At 44.5% G+C, this 16,836-nt stretch carries 16 protein-coding genes; 6 read left to right on the top strand and 10 right to left on the bottom strand.

Annotated features, from left to right (window positions below; genetic code table 11):
- Window positions 1–159: 159 nt before the first annotated feature.
- From MHI32_RS15140 to MHI32_RS15110, 7 genes are all read right to left on the bottom strand, one after another.
- Window positions 160–1,176 carry a sugar kinase gene (locus MHI32_RS15140; RefSeq protein ID WP_340012676.1) on the bottom strand — a complete coding sequence of 339 codons (1,017 nt, stop codon included), beginning with the start codon at window positions 1,174–1,176 and terminating at the stop codon, window positions 160–162.
- Window positions 1,169–1,924 (bottom strand): KDGP aldolase family protein, encoded by a 756-nt coding sequence (locus tag MHI32_RS15135; RefSeq protein WP_076276547.1) that lies wholly within the window; start codon window positions 1,922–1,924, stop codon window positions 1,169–1,171. The genes MHI32_RS15140 and MHI32_RS15135 overlap by 8 nt, the downstream gene beginning before the upstream one ends.
- On the bottom strand, window positions 1,917–3,029 hold the full coding sequence (locus MHI32_RS15130; RefSeq protein WP_076306468.1) for a DgaE family pyridoxal phosphate-dependent ammonia lyase: 1,113 nt from the start codon (window positions 3,027–3,029) through the stop codon (window positions 1,917–1,919). The genes MHI32_RS15135 and MHI32_RS15130 overlap by 8 nt, the downstream gene beginning before the upstream one ends.
- Entirely contained in the window at window positions 2,983–4,116 is a 1,134-nt protein-coding gene (locus MHI32_RS15125; RefSeq protein ID WP_340012675.1) for an amidohydrolase/deacetylase family metallohydrolase, read from the bottom strand. The genes MHI32_RS15130 and MHI32_RS15125 overlap by 47 nt, the downstream gene beginning before the upstream one ends.
- A 144-nt stretch (window positions 4,117–4,260) precedes the next feature.
- Complete coding sequence (locus MHI32_RS15120) at window positions 4,261–5,154, bottom strand: sugar phosphate isomerase/epimerase family protein (protein WP_340012674.1); 894 nt, start codon at window positions 5,152–5,154, stop codon at window positions 4,261–4,263.
- A gap of 24 nt (window positions 5,155–5,178) precedes the next feature.
- Window positions 5,179–6,036: a sugar phosphate isomerase/epimerase family protein gene (locus MHI32_RS15115; protein ID WP_076125572.1), complete on the bottom strand. Its 858-nt coding sequence runs from the start codon at window positions 6,034–6,036 to the stop codon at window positions 5,179–5,181.
- Complete coding sequence (locus MHI32_RS15110) at window positions 6,033–7,091, bottom strand: Gfo/Idh/MocA family oxidoreductase (protein WP_076125574.1); 1,059 nt, start codon at window positions 7,089–7,091, stop codon at window positions 6,033–6,035. The genes MHI32_RS15115 and MHI32_RS15110 overlap by 4 nt, the downstream gene beginning before the upstream one ends.
- Before the next feature lie 123 nt (window positions 7,092–7,214).
- Between MHI32_RS15110 and MHI32_RS15105 the strand changes: the two genes are divergently transcribed.
- A complete protein-coding gene (locus MHI32_RS15105; RefSeq protein ID WP_340012673.1) occupies window positions 7,215–8,084 on the top strand; it encodes an AraC family transcriptional regulator in 870 nt (289 codons plus the stop codon).
- 70 nt (window positions 8,085–8,154) lie between these two features.
- Here MHI32_RS15105 and MHI32_RS15100 read toward each other — a convergent pair whose 3' ends face one another.
- The gene (locus MHI32_RS15100) at window positions 8,155–8,658 is read right to left on the bottom strand and encodes a DUF1572 family protein (protein ID WP_340012672.1); all 504 of its coding nucleotides are present in this window, start codon (window positions 8,656–8,658) and stop codon (window positions 8,155–8,157) included.
- A 252-nt stretch (window positions 8,659–8,910) separates the two neighbouring features.
- On the opposite strand from MHI32_RS15100, the gene MHI32_RS15095 reads away from it, so the two are divergent.
- The 4 genes from MHI32_RS15095 (at window position 8,911) to MHI32_RS15080 (ending at window position 13,810) form a co-directional block, all read left to right on the top strand.
- Entirely contained in the window at window positions 8,911–10,995 is a 2,085-nt protein-coding gene (locus MHI32_RS15095) for a subtype B tannase (RefSeq protein WP_340012670.1), read from the top strand.
- Window positions 10,996–11,160: 165 nt separating this feature from the next.
- Window positions 11,161–11,853, top strand: a complete 693-nt coding sequence (locus MHI32_RS15090) for a response regulator transcription factor (RefSeq protein WP_076184620.1) — start codon at window positions 11,161–11,163, stop codon at window positions 11,851–11,853.
- Complete coding sequence (locus MHI32_RS15085; protein WP_340012669.1) at window positions 11,850–13,097, top strand: ATP-binding protein; 1,248 nt, start codon at window positions 11,850–11,852, stop codon at window positions 13,095–13,097. The genes MHI32_RS15090 and MHI32_RS15085 overlap by 4 nt, the downstream gene beginning before the upstream one ends.
- 143 nt (window positions 13,098–13,240) lie before the next feature.
- On the top strand, window positions 13,241–13,810 hold the full coding sequence (locus tag MHI32_RS15080) for a hypothetical protein (protein ID WP_076125581.1): 570 nt from the start codon (window positions 13,241–13,243) through the stop codon (window positions 13,808–13,810).
- 23 nt (window positions 13,811–13,833) lie between these two features.
- On the opposite strand, the gene MHI32_RS15075 is transcribed toward MHI32_RS15080, so the two are convergent.
- Window positions 13,834–14,823: a zinc-binding dehydrogenase gene (locus MHI32_RS15075; protein WP_036677456.1), complete on the bottom strand. Its 990-nt coding sequence runs from the start codon at window positions 14,821–14,823 to the stop codon at window positions 13,834–13,836.
- Window positions 14,824–14,954: 131 nt separating this feature from the next.
- Between MHI32_RS15075 and MHI32_RS15070 the strand changes: the two genes are divergently transcribed.
- The gene (locus tag MHI32_RS15070) at window positions 14,955–15,809 is read left to right on the top strand and encodes a LysR family transcriptional regulator (RefSeq protein WP_036677458.1); all 855 of its coding nucleotides are present in this window, start codon (window positions 14,955–14,957) and stop codon (window positions 15,807–15,809) included.
- A gap of 104 nt (window positions 15,810–15,913) precedes the next feature.
- Here MHI32_RS15070 and MHI32_RS15065 read toward each other — a convergent pair whose 3' ends face one another.
- Complete coding sequence (locus MHI32_RS15065) at window positions 15,914–16,741, bottom strand: SUMF1/EgtB/PvdO family nonheme iron enzyme (RefSeq protein WP_340012668.1); 828 nt, start codon at window positions 16,739–16,741, stop codon at window positions 15,914–15,916.
- Window positions 16,742–16,836 lie beyond the last annotated feature (95 nt).

Genomic DNA, 16,836 nt, shown 5'->3' with positions numbered 1-16,836 from the left:
GCAAAAAATGAGATTTTACACCTATTTAAAAAGATCTAAATAAGCCAAATCTAGCCTGTAACCATTGGATCTGATTCTTGGCCTGAACAAAAGTACAGTGTTTGTAGCGATAAAAAAAGCCACCGCACAGGCCTGTTCTCCTGTAAGGCAGCTTCTTCTTTATCTCAATATATCTCTTACAGCACCCGTCAGTACACCAATAACTTCTTGCTCGGAGGCCAGCGGAGAATCTCCTTCTACTGTGTGGGCTAGCATACCGGCCGTGGCCGCAAAGGCTACAGAATGCTGAGGATCAAAACCTTCCAGCTCACCATGAATTATACCACTGGCATATGCATCTCCAGCCCCGACTCTATCAAGCACCGGAAAGGTTAAGGTCTCGGAATAAGCGAAGCAACCGGCTTTGAAGATATAACCGCGCAACGAGTGGTGGTTATCATCATGGATGGACCGATGCGTTCCTGCTACCGTACTTAGACTGTAGCGTGAAGCTACTGTGGGAATCAGCTCCTGAAGTTGTTCTTCTCTTGAAGTTCCTTCGGGCTTCATACCAAGGATTAGCATTGCGTCTTTTTCATTCATCAGCACGATGTCGGCCAAATGCAGCATGTCTTCGTAATGGGAGCGCGCCAGCTCATAGCCGCTCTCCCCCCAGAGCGATGGGCGGTAATTGCAGTCAAAAACGACTAGACCACCGTGTTGCTTAACCGTTTTTGCATAAGTTTTCATCGCTTTTCGCACATCATCGTTCATTGCCAGTGTTATCCCGCAGAAATGAACAGTATCCGCGAGGTCTGCCAGCTCTGCGAATGGATAAGTACCCGGAGGAGCAGTATTGAAGCTGCTCTCCGGGCGACCGGAATAAGTCACTCGGGAGGGTCGAGCCCCGAATCCGTTTTCAAGAAAGTACATCCCTATACTTGAGCCCCCGCGTTGGATATGCTCCGGCTGGATGCCCAGTCGCCGAAGATAGGCTGTTGCTGCGTCACCAATAGGATTCGCAGGCAGTCTGGACACCAAAGTCCCCCGATGTCCGTATCGGGACAATGCGGACAGTATATTGACTCCGGTGCCGGAGAACGAATACTTCAGCAGGTTACCCTGAGATAACAGTTCAAAGCCCGGTACCTGTAGCCGCATCATTATTTCACCAAAAGCGGCGATATGTTTAGGCATATTGATCTGCCAGCTTTTTCATCGTCCGATACAGCTGTTGTATGTCCGCCACTCTCGTTGCTCCGCTCTGCGGATCGATGATCGATGTATAGACATGGGGAATCACCTGCGGCACTCCCGCTTCCAATATAATAGACAAGATCTCTTCAAAGTTGTCCAGATCGATACCGCCGGTCGGCTCCAGCGCAAAACCCTCTTCCGCACAGGCTTTGGCCACAGCGATTAGCTCCGCTTTACGGCTCAGCCCCTGCATCGGAAAATACTTTAAAGCATTTCCGCCCATATCCCGAACCAATGCAATGGCTGCATTTACGGGAATTACAGCGGGTACAGATTGTGCCGCACTGGCCGGGCCGGTGGAGATATTCACAAAACCAGGTTGTCCCGTTGGTGCGATCATACTGTTAATCCAACTATCTTTCGCTCCAAGGTTGGCACGGGTCGCACCAACTGCTGGGAATACCTGATTAATGTGGCTGCCAGCATAGGATTTGACAATCTCTGCAACAACAGCAGCTTGCCGATTATCACCCGCACCTAGTCCTATTGATACCGCACCGTCAATTTCCCGCCCATATGCCTCCATCGCCTGCACAGCTTCTTCTACCGTTGCATAGTCTTTGGACAATACACCGACCAGTACATAACCTTCGGCAGCAGCAAATACCTCTTTGGCATTTTCTATATCCTTAGCCAATACGTTTAAGGCCACCCGACCTTTATAGAACCGCTTGTTAATTTCAGACATTGCTTGCCCCTCCTGTCAATTCCCTTATCCTCGCTGTAATCATTTCTATGTCATCACCCATTAGCGGACGCGGGTCAATATCAAAATAACCTTGCCTTACCCCATAGTCTCTAGTGTAAATAGCCACTTCACCTTGTTGAAGCTGCTGGGACAGCTCAAGTGCTGTTATTGCGCACTGATTCGGGTCCACATGGATGCGTCCACGGTAAATCGCCCGGCCTGCTTCATCCTGCACGATAGTTACCCGAATTCCGGGAAGCCCATCGAGCGGCATCAGCAATTGGAGCGTAGCTTTTTCCTTTTCGCTTGTATCCTGTTTGTGAGCATATTCATCCAACGCTTGCATCAGGCCGAAGGATGTTTCCTTACCAACCTTCATGCTGCGGCCAATGCCGTGAAGCTGCACTTTCAGCCATTCAATATAAAGACGTTTTCCCGCCACAAGTCCGGATGTTGGACCTTCTATGGCTTTGGAGCCACTATAAATGACCAGATCGGATATTTGCACGTATTTCTGCAGATCCTCTTCCGCTGCAGCATCTACAATAAGCGGCACGTTATGCGTTTGGGCCACAGCCCAAGCTTCCTCTACAGAGATCATATTCTTCTGGACGGCATGATGAGATTTGACATACAAGATAGCCGCAGTCTGATCCGAGATCGCAGCAGCCAAATGCTCCGCCCGTCCTTCATTGGCATAACCTGCTTCCACTACTTTACCACCGCCGAGATAAACCATGGTTTCCACTGGTGCACCGTATTGTACGTTATGACCTTTTAGCATCACAATTTCATTTCTAACAATGCTATCCTGATGGAGCCGCAGACTTGTACGAATATTACCGCGGGTTACCAGCGCCGCCACGGATAAAGCAATTCCACTGGAAGCCGAGTTCACGATCACCGCTGCTTCAGAACTTGTATGACGTGCAACATAATCCCCCGCTTTATCCACCAAATCGGCGATTTCCACATAACTCTGTCCGCCTTGACGCATAGCTTCCATCACCGTATCGGTCGGTGCCGATACCCCGAGGATGCTCATCCGGCCGCTTGCATTAATAACTCTTTTCAGGCCGTATTTCGCATTCCATGTATTTGTCACCTATGATCACTCCTATAGCTTGAATGGTTTGCTGCGCTACCCGGCGTTCCCCCTCAGAATCTACCAGCTCAATCTTCTTATCCGTCACACGAAAAAGGGTCAGATTCGCCTTGTTGTTGATCCGAATCTCCCCAAGTTCCGGGCGTCCCAGCCACTGAGCTGCTCTACTCGTCACCCGTGCAATTGTTTCTTCTAGGGAATATCCCAGTGCAAGGAATTTGTTCAACAGATTCGCCATGGAGTAAACTGGACCATTCATACGGTTGCCTCTGTATATGTCTGTGCTGATCGTATCCGGATCAATACCGTTTTGTTTGGCCGCCTCGGCCACAGCGAACGAGAAGCTAGCTGTACCATGTCCCACATCCAAGTGAACCCCACGCTCAATAGCATCTCTCAGCACCTGGAGCGGTAGATTCTCCTTATCGAACAAATTGTTGCTTTTGCCATTTAGATAATGGGTTATCACGTCGTTGCGTTGAAGTAGCGGTAAAACCTCACGGATATCCGGCGGTGCGGAGCCTATATGTACCATCAGTGGCAGCCCGGTCTTTTCCGAAAGCTCCAGTGCATGTTGAAGCGGTTGAATGCCATTGTCACCCACTACGCTTTTGCTGATTCTGGCCTTCAAGCCTACGATAAATTCAGGATAAGCAACTACCGCCTGAAGCACCTTTTCATGATCAATCCACTCTAATTGGGACAACTCGTCAATTCGCATCAGGCCAATCTTTGAAATGTTAAGAAAAGCAAGCAGTTGCGTTGCTGACTTTTTCCCCGCCTCTGCCAGCTCACCAATACGCTCCGCTCCGCAGCTACCTGCGTCCACGAGGGTAGTCACGCCACATTTGATTCCGATTTCATCGATCTCGTCTCCATACGGATTCAATTCTGCAAACGCATGTACATGCAAGTCGATCCAGCCGCTAGAGACATACGCCCCATTGGCTTCCACGACCTTGAAACCATGGTCTTCGGCGGTGCCTCCGGGAACAATCTGGACTACGTTGCCATCAGCTATGACAATGTCCACTTCCGCTCCATTCAGGACTTTCGCCCGGCGGAGGAGCAAACGTTCTGCTGTCATCGTCACACCTTCTTTCCAAATTCAGAACATTACCGTCCTAGGTCTTTCCCGCACAATCTATAACACAAACAGTCCCAATGGATGTAGGATCTTTTTTCACAGGGACTGTTTGAATGAACTATTTATTCTTTATCACTACCGTGTTCAGACCCGAAACCCCTTTAAAAAATTCACAGCCTGGCGGATATCTTCCTCCGGATTAGTGCCAACTTCCCGTTCTATGGTCAGGAATCCTGTATAACCGATGTCGTTCAGTGCTTGCAGATAGTTGTTCCAATCAACAGAACCCGCTCCGAGCGGAACTTCACGGAATGCCGAGCCGGTCTCGGCCATTTCAGCGATTTTCTCATGGTCTAATGCTGGTGCTTCATAACCATATTGACCGTAAACATCGCGTGGATCGATATCGGCAAGCTTGAGACCATCTTTAGCATGGGTGTGTACAATGTAGTCTTTTAGAGTATGAACACCTTGCACCGGATCATCACCAGTCACCATGACCATATTGGCCGGATCAAAATTAACGGAAACCCCTCTGGAACCCAGACCGTCGAGGAACGTCTTCAGACGTGCAGCGGGTTCTGGCCCAGTCTCAATCGCAAAATAAGAATTCATCTCATGTGCATATCTGCTAAGTTCCTCACAGGCAATGTGCATGGTTTCATAGATTTTACTGGCAGGGTTAGAAGGAACAATACCGATATGTGTAGTTACGATATCTGTACCTAGCTCCTTGGCCAGCTCCATAATGCGCTTGGACTTTTCAATTTTGGCACGGTTCTGGGCAGGGTCCTGAAAGCCATGTCCGCCTAAATCTCCAACGAGGGCAGAGATTTCTAAACCCAGCGATGCAATGTAATCCTTCCATTCACGGCGTGCTGACTGAGAGAGAGTAGCGGGATCAAATTCGCCTTGTACCGCATAAATCTGAACTCCATCTGCCCCAGCTTCTTTTGCCTTGCGCAATCCCTCTTTCACTCCAACCTGAAAGCTGTCTACGATAACACCGATTTTATTAGTGATCATTGGTTTAACCATGGCATAATCCTCCAGTATAATGAATTAGATTTGGTTCCAAACCCGCTTGATGTATTCCAGCCCCAGTCTTGTTCCCTTACGGCACTCTTCCATTCCCTCAAATTCTACAGAGATATATCCATCGTAACCGCTTTCCTTAACGATTCGAATTACACTCGGCATATCGATGTCTCCTTGACCAACGATGGCACCTCTCAACCAGTTCCCACCGGAGGATTGGAACCAACCTTCGCCAGGCTGGCGGTCTTGCGGACGAATATAGAAATCTTTGAAATGCACCATTGAAGCAAGCTTGATGTTGTTAGGTACAGCTATTAGCGGGTTCTCATCTGCGCACAGGAAGTTCCCAATGTCGAGTGTTGTACGGAAGTTGTCTCTACCCACCGCATGAACCAGCGCCTGTACACGATCGCTGTGCTGAATAAAGTATCCATGATTCTCCACACTGGTCGTAATGCCTAAACCTGCGGCATAATCGGCAATTTCTCGGCAGGCTTCAGCCAAACGTGGAAGCTCTTCCAAAAAATGCGTGATGGATAGATCGTTTGAGGAGGCTACATCATGCCGCATCCGCTGAATGCCTAATGCCGCGCACACGTCTACTTCCCGCTTTACCCGCTCGACTTCCCGCTGCATTTCCGCTGTCTCCAGCCCGGCAAAGTTCGCCCCGATAGCATAATTGGATAACTCTAGTCCACGACCCGCTGCTGTTCGTACAATCTGATCTATTAGCTCAGGATTTTCAACCAAATTGATACCCAAAGGTACAATCTCCGCATGTTCTGCGCCCAGATCGGCGATCGTCTCAATGACTCCTTCAAGCGTGAGCTCACCCGTTGAAAAAGCCGAATGCAAACTGTAAGTGCTGATTCCTAACTTCATAGTTTCACCTCTTCACCTTTGGCTGCGGATTCATAGATCGCGCCGAGTATCTTCATGATTGTAACGCCGTCTTGCACAGGACTAATTGGTGTAGAGCCGGTACTGATGTTGCTCGCAAAATGATTAATTTCATTCTGGAATGCACTGTTGAACTCAAACCCCTTATTATCGGTCTGCGGATAGGTATTGACGATCGTATCCGCCTGTTCTTTAACAATGACTATCTCAGGATCAATTTCAAAACCACCCTTGTCACCATACAGGCGTACCGAACGCTCGTCTTCTTTGGCATGCAGTGTAAAGCTGACATCGACCATTAGCGAAGCTCCATTCTCAAAGCGAATCAGTGCATTCGCTAAATCTTCCACCGTATTGTTCGCTGCGTCGTAATCGGCGGCTTTATAGAATGAGAGATTCTTAATATTAGAACGATTGCCGAGCTTCCGGTAGGTATTAGCACTTACCGATACTGGATTCGGACGGCCCATCAAATACCAGCATAGATCAATCACATGGACACCAATATCGATCAGCGGTCCGCCGCCGGAGCGTTCAATATCACTGAACCAGCCGCCGGGATTGCCTAGTCTCCGGAACGTCGTTGCTTTTGCATAATAGATTTCGCCGAATTCTCCTTGTTCCACCAACGTCTGAAGGAGCTGGGCATTGGAGTCATAACGTCGTACAAAGCCTACTTGCAAAATCTTGCCGCTCTTTTCCACTGCTTGCTGTACCTGAAGCGCTTCTTCAACCGTACGGCAAAGCGGCTTTTCCACAAGCACATGCTTGCCTGCCTCAAGCGCCGCGATGCTGATCTCGGCATGAGAGTTGTTCCATGTGCAGATGCTGACTGCATCTATTTCGGAATTGGCCAGTAATTCACGATAATCCGTGTATACCTTCTCGACGTTATATTCTGTAGCAACTTCGCGTGCACGTTCTTCATTCAGATCACATACCGCATATATGGTTGTCTGCGGATTATTCCGATAAGCACTTAAGTGCATGCCGGAGATAGAGCCCGTACCTATTACGCCAATTTTGATCTTATCCATTAACACTCGCTCCTTTATTTTGCATAGGTTATGATTCGTATTATAATGATTTCAACCCTAAACACCATGCAGAGCCTTGCGGTTTCATTTGTACAATTGTGCTATAGGAGGTGCAGTCTATAAATGTTGGACTATGATAAACATCTACAGGAACCCATGGACATGCCGGATCCCGAGTTTCCGATTAAAGTACATACCCAGCGTTTCCACCAAGAAGGAGTTATGTTGTTCCCCCATCATTGGCATGAGCATCTTGAGTTTATATTTATTGAGAGTGGTGAGGCTGTTTTTGAGTGCGGACGAACACCGATCAACGTTCGGGCTGGCGATTTAGTTGCTGTGAACAGCAACGAGCTGCATTATGGGGTAAGCGCTTCTTCTGATTTATTGTATTATGCGATTATTGCAGATACTTCTTTGCTGCATAGTGCGGTAAGCGACGCTGCCGAAACCAAGTTCATCTCCCCGATTCAGCGGAACCAGCTGCTGTTACGTAACCATATCCGGGGGGATCAGCATATTACTGACTGTGCTTTGGCGATTATTCGGGAACTGGAACGTCGCGAATTTGGTTACGAGCTGGCCGTCAAGTCCGAGCTATACCGCCTGTTAACGCTGTTGTTGCGCAGACATATCGTCACCGTACTCTCACAAGCTGAGCAAGAGAGGCGTATTCAGACCGTTGAACGCTTCGCACCTGTTTTGCGATATATCGATACCCATTACCAAGAACCGATTCAAGTTGACGAACTTGCGGCGCTAACGGGGCTAAGCCGCTTCCATTTCAGCCGTCTCTTTAAGGAACTAACTGGGCATACGATATCGGAATATGTAAATGCTGTCCGTTTAGACCGTGCAGATTATTTGCTCCGCCATACCCAGCTAACGATTTCTGAAATCGCTACCACTACTGGCTTCAGCGATATCTACTATTTCAGCCGCACCTTCAAAAAGCATAAAAAAGTAACCCCTAGCAGTGTGAGGGGATTCTAGTTAGAGTGAACAAAGGACTGCCTCTTGGCAGTCCTTTGTTAGTGTATGCAGCGTTCCTCTAGTTAAACTATTATTGCCATACAAGCTGTCCCTTTCTTATTTTTGCTGCATAGATGATTTGGCCTGTATGATAATGGACTTCTCTCACCATCGCTATCATGAGATTAAGAGCAGTGGTCTCGTTATTTACTTGGCTATATGTAAGTGGTGGCAAATTAAGAAAGGGTTGTGACATCAATAACTCCGGGTTAGATTGGAGCCGTTCAAGATATTGGATAATAACATCAAAAGCATCCCTGGTCATGGTTATAGCTTGTTCTTTTGTCATTTCTAGACCTCTTTCAAACTCCCTCTCTCTATCTCTTGTATCAGGAATATCTAAAAGAATGGTTTCAATTCGTGAGTGTACTGCTCCGCTAATATGAGCAACCAAATTTGCAATACTGTTACTTTCCACGGTTGGGGACCATGTAATATCCTCTTGGGTACATTGCTCGATTGCTTGGAGCGTCCATTTCTTTTCCGATCTAAATTTAACCAACATACTTTCAATTAACTCAATGGCGATATCCATTGCTAACCTCCTATTGATATAACCTATGTAAATTTTACCAAACTCATCTCTACTGTCAAATGAAATCCAGTACCAATGCTATTTTTATGCCACAATGTTTTGTTACATTCTTATCCGAGCTCCTGAGTAGAGTTAATTGATAACGTTTGTTGGCCTTAAAAGAAGGAGTTGGTATATGACACTGGATCATTCAGATTAGTACAAAAGAGACTGATGAGATTATCTACTATTTTTAGAAAAAGGAGATACGAAATGAAACTTAAAAAATGGATTGCCCCTATCCTCACATGTTCTCTGATGAGCCTCTCTTTCGCTACAGGATCTGCAAGTGCAGCAACTAACCGCGAGTATAGCTTGAAATTCAATGCGACTAACTATACTACAAAGACCATAACGGTGGATGGTCAATCCGTCACTTATCGGGCATATGAGAATATCGTTTATGTAAAGAACCCTGTAGATATTAATTATGAAACTATGAACGTCTATGTCCCTGAGGAATACTTCCAGGGTAAGTCGATCGGTAGTTACACCGCCGATACCGCACCTATCTTCTTCCCAAACCAGGTTGGCGGGTATATGCCTGCTCAGCCAGGTAGTACTGAAACAGGTAAAGGAATGGGTATGGGGGCAGGTCCACAGAACGGCGCTCCGAAAACAGACAAGGAATCCGCAGCAGCCCCAGGCGCCGATACAGGAACGGAATTGAATAAACCCGCTGCGGGTAAAGACGAAAACGCAGGAACACCTTCATCTGAATCTCCCAGTGCTATCGCAGTTGCCCTGTCCAAAGGTTATGTGGTCGCATCTCCAGGCGCTCGCGGTAGAACTACAAAGGACGAAAAAGGTGTTTACACTGGTAAGGCACCCGCAGCTATCGTAGATCTGAAGGCGGCTGTCCGCTACCTTCGCTTTAACGACGACATTATGCCTGGTGACGCCGAGAAGATCATCTCTAACGGCACAAGTGCTGGCGGCGCGCTCTCCGCATTACTGGGTGCTACCGGCAACAATGCGGAATATGAGCCTTATTTGGAAGCGATCGGAGCAGCTGATGAGCGTGACGACGTTTTTGCCGTTTCGGCCTACACGCCGATTACGAATCTAGATAACGCAGATGCAGCTTATGAGTGGCAATTCAACGGAATTAACACTTATGAAAAACTTGATTTCTCCGGAAATACGGATTTTAACATGGAAAGAAAGTTGGTAGAAGGAACATTGACGGAGGATCAGATTCAGGTATCTAACGAACTGGAAGCTATGTTCCCTGAATACGTCAATAGTCTAGGACTTACGAATACTGACGGAACAGCTTTGAAGATGGATGCGGACGGCAATGGCACCTTTAAAGATTACATCAAAGCTTTTGTGATCGCTTCAGCGCAAAAAGCGTTAAAATCGGGTACAGATCTGTCCGACAAAACCTGGATCACCATTGAAAATGGCACTGTTACGGATATCGACTATGATCAATATCTTGCATACTTGGGCAGAATGAAACTGCCTGGAGCCTTTGACGGTTTAGACCTGAGCAATGGTGAAAACGATCTATTCGGCACAGCGAATGTCGCTGCACAGCATTTTACTCAGTTCGGTTTGGAGCATGATACAGCGGGGGGAACACTTGCTGACCAGAATCTAGTGAAAATGATGAATCCAATGAACTATATCAGCACTGAGGGAACAACCACTACAAATAATTGGCGGATTCGGATGGGAACCAAGGATAGTGATACCTCCCTCGCTGTTTCTACTATATTGGCAACAGAACTTGAGAACAAAGGTTCAAACGTTGACTTTGCAATGGCTTGGGATATTCCACACAGCGGAGATTACGATCTGGATGAGCTTTTTGCTTGGGCAGACAAGGTTAGTGCTACTTCGCCAAAAGCATCCGCAACTGCCATTCCTTCCAAATCATCATTGTTGGTGAATGGTAACAAGATATCTGTTAACGCGTACAATATCGACGGCAGCAACTATTTTAAATTACGGGACATTGCTATGGTTGTAAACAACACTACACAACAGTTTGAAGTGACATCGGATGAAAATACGAATACTTTAAACATTACATCTGACAAAACGTACACTCCGACGGGCATTGAACTTTCAGCATCTGTAGATACTAGTTCAAAGACCGGTGTTATGACAGCCACTAAGATAACTTTGAACGGACAAGAGATTTCAGTAACGGGCTATAATATCGGCGGTAGTGAGTATTTTAAGCTGAGGGATATTGCAAAATCACTTGATTTTAATTTGGAATGGGATGCTGGAACGCACACCATAAGTATAGATACTTCTAACATCTATAAGGACAGCAATAAATAATAGAACAGTAACTTATTCTGGTTACAAGAGGCCGATCCTTCAATCGGTCTCTTTCCATTCCATGTAGAATGCGATTATTTCCCTCACCAACATGCAGTCTTCCTTGCTCCTTTTAGACAATTTACATACAATAAGGACCAAGATATCGGAATAAAGGTGGTAGCTATGCAGGGTAAAGTGAACATACTAATTTGTGATGACAATATAGCTGTACATGAGAGCATATCTGCTTATTTACAGGCGGAAAATATGGAATATGAATCCGTATACAATGGTGAGGAAGTTCTTTACAAATTGGAAGATCAGCATTTTGATCTCATAATTCTAGATATTATGCTGCCTGGACTTTTTGGGACAGAGGTCTGTCGTAAGATTCGCTTGACTAGTAACGTCCCGATTATAATGCTGAGCGCAAAAGGTGAGGAAACTGACCGCATATTAGGCTTGGAAATTGGTGCAGATGACTATATTACAAAACCGTTCTCCCCCCGGGAGGTCGTCACAAGAGTAAAAACCATTTTAAAACGCACTCATTACACCTTTCCAAGTGAAGACGCCATCCTGACGCTGGGAGAAATGAAGATTGACCGAAATGCTTTTAATATCAAAATTAATGGATCACGAATGGAATTTACACCTAAAGAGATCGAATTGCTTATCTATTTTACAATTAATAAAAACAAGGTGCTTTCAAGAGAACAAATCTTAAATAAGGTCTGGGGTTATGATTATTTCGGTGATACTAGAGCCGTTGATAATCTCATAAAAAGAATGAGAAAAAAACTGCCTGAAAAGAATTTGGGATTTGAAATCAAGTCTGTTTATGGGATGGGCTACAAAATGGAGACTTCCACATGAAAAAAGTAACTTCCAACAAAAAAGTGATTTATCTGGCCATCCTCTTTTGTTTCATTTTAGGACAACTTGGAGGAACCTTGATTATTAAACAGCTTTTTTTGAATTATAAATTAAAAGATATGCTGCCTCAGGCCTCTGCTATAGCTGCTGAAATGGCACAAAATGAGATGAGCATTCGAGGTTTTAAACCGTATCTTATGAAGGTGTATGATTTAGAGGGGAATGACCTTTCACCTGGTGATGAAAATAAGCATCTTTTTTTCAATGTTACATCGGATGAATTCAAGGATGCCCTTATAGATTATATTCCCGAAGTAATTAAGTACAATAAATTCGCTGCGATTAAAAATATTAATGGGTTTCCGAGTAAATCCATTGTCGTAGGTGCACCTATTATTCAGGATAAACAAGCGGTCGGAGTCGTCTTTTTATTAGAACCTGGTAGTGAATTTCAGGCGGTATTGAATGGCTTCTATTACGTTTTTACAGGTACCCTTCTGTTAGGCACACTAATAATCAGCTTCTTTATATCCTCCTATCTAAAGGAGATGAAGCAGCTTGAAAAGACTCGTCGGGATTATATAGCGAATATTAGCCATGAGCTGAAATCTCCCATTGCCTCTATCAGAGCTTTAACGGAGACGCTGGCAGATGGAATGATTCAAGATGAAGAAAAAACAAATAAATACTATGGAATTATTTTATCCGAATGTGCGCGCTTGCAACGATTGATTTATGATGTACTGGAATTATCAAGAATGCAAAATAAAAAAGAAACTTGGAATAAAGAAAAAATAGATACTCAGGAATTAGTCATGCTTATTGAGTCTAAATACTCTTTCTTGTCCGATGAAATGGGCATTGTATTTGAGATTACAGATAACGCCAGAAACCTTCCAGATGTTTTTTCTAATAAAGATAAAGTGTTGCAATTAGTCAATATTTTGATGGATAACGCCATGAAATACGTTCAGGAGGATGGGAAAATAACTTTTGATGCTATTGTGCATTCGAGGGTTGTAACTGTGCAGATATCAGACAATGGACCCGGCATTGCAAAAGAGCACCTCCCTTATATCTTTGAAAGATTTTACAAAAGTGAACAGTCCCATAATGAAAAAGGAAGTGGTCTTGGGCTTGCTATCGCCGAGGAAATTGTAAATGGTCTGGGAGAAAAAATATTGGTTACAAGCAAACAGGGAAAAGGAACGGCTTTTCAATTTACCATTAGACGGTTCAAATAATTAACTCTCTCATTTAACACCAAGAAGGTCAGGTAAGGGTATTTCCCTCTACTGACCTTCTTATATTTTATTAATTGTGTAAAAGAAACTATCTTCCATCTTATGGGTATAATTAACATAAAGCTCTATAGGAGGGAAAATCATTGAGAAAAATAAGGAAGCTGATTCTTTTAGGATTTTGCATCATGATTTTACCGGGAACCGTGATTTATGCTGCAGCTGGCTCATCTGAAGTATCATTATATTTGAATAATGTGCTTCAAAAACAGCCCGCAATATTGTCCGAAGGTTCGATTTCCTTGACGACTGAACAGTTGTCTAAAGATTTATTTGCACTATTCGCCTTGGATGAATCAGGTAAAACCGTTCGAATCTACAAGCCTAATATAAACATGGTTATGCTCGATAATAACGGAGAGATTTTTGGTAAAGTAAAAAGCCCGTCACGTTTTGCATTTTCTACTCTATTACAGGTGGATCATTTAAAAACAGAAATTTCAGATATTAAGGTTGTGATCACCGATCCTGCGGATAAAACAGAAACCATTGATGCTCAACAAATTAAGAACAGCGAAGAAAACTTTTGGTTCAAAACCAACGAGTATACATATTCCTTTACTACAAAGGGCACCTACACTATTCAAGTATTTTTTAAAGATGTGGCTTCGAAAAAGTGGTTTCCTGTCTCCGAAATCGATATATTTGGCATTTGAATTCCAGTTATAATGGACTCCGCTCATTCTATTCTTATCGCGATATTACCAAATTGTTCTCCCTGCTGCATTCGGTGAAAGGCTTGAACTGTGTCTTGTAAAGGATACACTCGATCAATGATAGGTCGAATCGAATGGTGTTCCATAAACTGAAGCATATCCGCAAACTCTTCACTACTTCCCATTGAGCTACCTATGATACTAATTTGCGGGAAAAATATGGCTCGCGTCGGGATTTCGATTCGATCTCCTGAGCTTGCACCAAACGTAACAATACGTCCATTGGGTTTAATAATATCAAAGTAATGTGGGAACGTCGCAGGCCCAATGCTGTCGAGGATGAGATGAACGGTGTCTCCTTTCATGCTTTCCTTCCAGTTGCTATGACTGTCAAACGCATGATCAGCTCCATGAGCGAGTGCAGCTTGTCTTTTCGTTTCACTGCGTGAAGTGACACTGATACGTGCACCCACCGCTGAAGCCATCATCATGGCATAAGTCGCAACCCCACCACCAATGCCAGGTATAAGAACATGTTCACCTTTCTTTAAGCGGCCTCTAGTGAATAGCGCCCGATAGGCTGTTAAGGCAGATAAGGGCAGCACGCCGGCTTCTTCCCATGACAGGTAAGCTGGCTTGCTGATGGCATTTTGCGCAGGAATGATGATTGACTCAGCGAATGTGCCTTCTGAAGGTCCCCCTACAATGGCTGGAACGTTTGGAACATTATCGGTATGTTCCCATCCGATGCACGGATTAATGATGACATCTTCACCTACATTATGATCAAGCACACCTTCACCTATTGCTTCAATTCTCCCTGCACCATCAGAACCGATAATCAAAGGAACATCCTGTTTTGTTCTGGCATCCATGATAAACAAGTCCCTGTGGTTTAGCCCTGCAGCCTTTAACCTAACCTTCACTTCTCCAATCCCCGGTCTTTTATCCATAATCTCTTTATAGTTCAAGCCCTTCAGGCCACCTTCTCCAGCATGTATAATGGCTTTCATCATCTAAGCCCCTTCCTCAAGTTGTTATTAATGAATCTATAATAAATTTTACATAGTGGGTGTAATCCAGTAAAATGATCAAAACTGAAGGTGACTATCATAAATCATCATACCAAGAAGGTGCAAAGGAAATGGAAAGTGGAGATTTGAGAATATTTCAAGCGGTTGCTCGCGAGGGTAGCATAACGAAGGCTGCTCAAGTCTTAAATTATGTCCAATCAAATGTGACGAACCGGATTCAGTATCTAGAAGCTCAGCTGAAAATCCCCCTATTTCGTCGATCCAATCGAGGGATGACGTTAACGCCGGCAGGTGAGAACTTACTGGCCTATACAGACAAAATATTATTACTAATGGACGAGGCTGTGATAACCACACAATACTCTGAGCACCCTGCTGGTCCGCTCCGTTTAGGTTCCATCGAAACAACAGCGGCTACTCATCTAACGCCTCTGCTAACCGAATATCACTTACGATATCCCGATGTTAATCTATCGCTTATAACGGGAGAAACGCATAAACTCTTACAAAAGGTGCTTGATTACCAACTAGATGGAGCCTTTGTTTATGGGCCCATTGACCAGCCTGATATAGAACATGTTGTTGCTTTCGAAGAGGAGCTGGTGCTTATCTCACAACCAGGTAAGAGCGATATGCGCGAATTGCTTACAAAGCCAATGTTGTTTTTCGACGTCGGATGTACACATCGCGCCAAAGCTGAGAGTTTCCTAAATGAAAGCGGGATGAGCTCTTATAAGATTATGGAATACGGAACGTTAGATGTAATTCTAAGTGGGGTTACCGCAGGACTCGGCGTGTCTATGCTGCCCCAATCTTCGATTTCCAAGGCTGAAGAGACGGGAGTAATTACTTCCCACCGTCTGCCTGAAGGATATCGAGATTTGCAGGTATGGTTTGTGTATCGCCGGAACGCGGTTTTTTCTAGTGCGTTTTCAAAATTAATCCAAATGATCGAAGAAATATAGCAAACATACATATTGGGGTTTGATTATATTCGAGCGCAAAGCTTGTTTATTAATCAAACCCTTTTCAGCTTTTTCCGATTATATATGGTATGTCTTGTTCCCGTCTACTCACCACGAATTACTCGAAAACCTTGATCAGGACCCATACCATTCGCTTCGAACTTTCCCCGAAAAGAAATCTCGTTGTTGCTGATACCGCCGATCCACCCGCCACCCTTTACAACCCGGAAAGAACCGCTGTTACTATCTATATCTCCGTACCAGTTCCAACACCATTCCCTTACATTCCCTGACATATCGTAAAGACCTAGCTCATTAGGTTTTTTGCCACCGATAGATTTTGTTTTGTTGTGGTTGTTTTCTATGATCGGCCAGTTCCAATCTCCTGATAAGTATTTGTCTCCAGCATTTTGCCAATACCATGCTACTTCATCTGCTTTATTGCTTCCACTGTAGGTGTAACTTTTGCTCAACTGTCCTCCACTTGCAGCATATTCCCACTCTGCTTCAGTAGGCAATCGGTAACCATTAGCTCCTGCATTGAGCGTTACTGTCCATTTTAAATTATCGTTATCACTCTTATTATTCGGATCTTTTTTATTTTTATCTATATTGTAATAGGGTTTGAACCCCTCTTTTATACTTCTTTTATTACAGTAATCTATTACGTCATACCAATTAACCATTTCTACTGGCAAGTTGTCGCCTTTGAATGCTGAAGGGTTGCTTCCCATTATTTCAACCCACTCTTTCTGAGTAACTTCATATTGCCCGATATAAAAATTTGATATAGTTGTACTTTTGTAGTTGGAATTTGTGTTAATGAAAGCCCCGCCTTTGACTAATACATAAGTATCCTTCTGTTCAGGCTTTTCTTGCGAACAAGCGCTGATAACAACTACTATTAAAAGAGAAATTAATAGTTTTCTCATGGATATATCTCCTTTCCAACCACTGGTATGTAGTTAAGTATCATTTGTTGAATAATCTAGAATGATCTAAGGCTGCCGGCTGTGGACCGACAACC

The sequence above is a fragment of the Paenibacillus sp. FSL H7-0690 genome (assembly GCF_037980415.1).
Lineage (GTDB): Bacteria > Bacillota > Bacilli > Paenibacillales > Paenibacillaceae > Paenibacillus_AQ > Paenibacillus_AQ odorifer.
The sequence above is the reverse complement of the archived record's forward strand: the minus strand, read 5'-3'. Positions and strand labels throughout refer to the sequence as shown.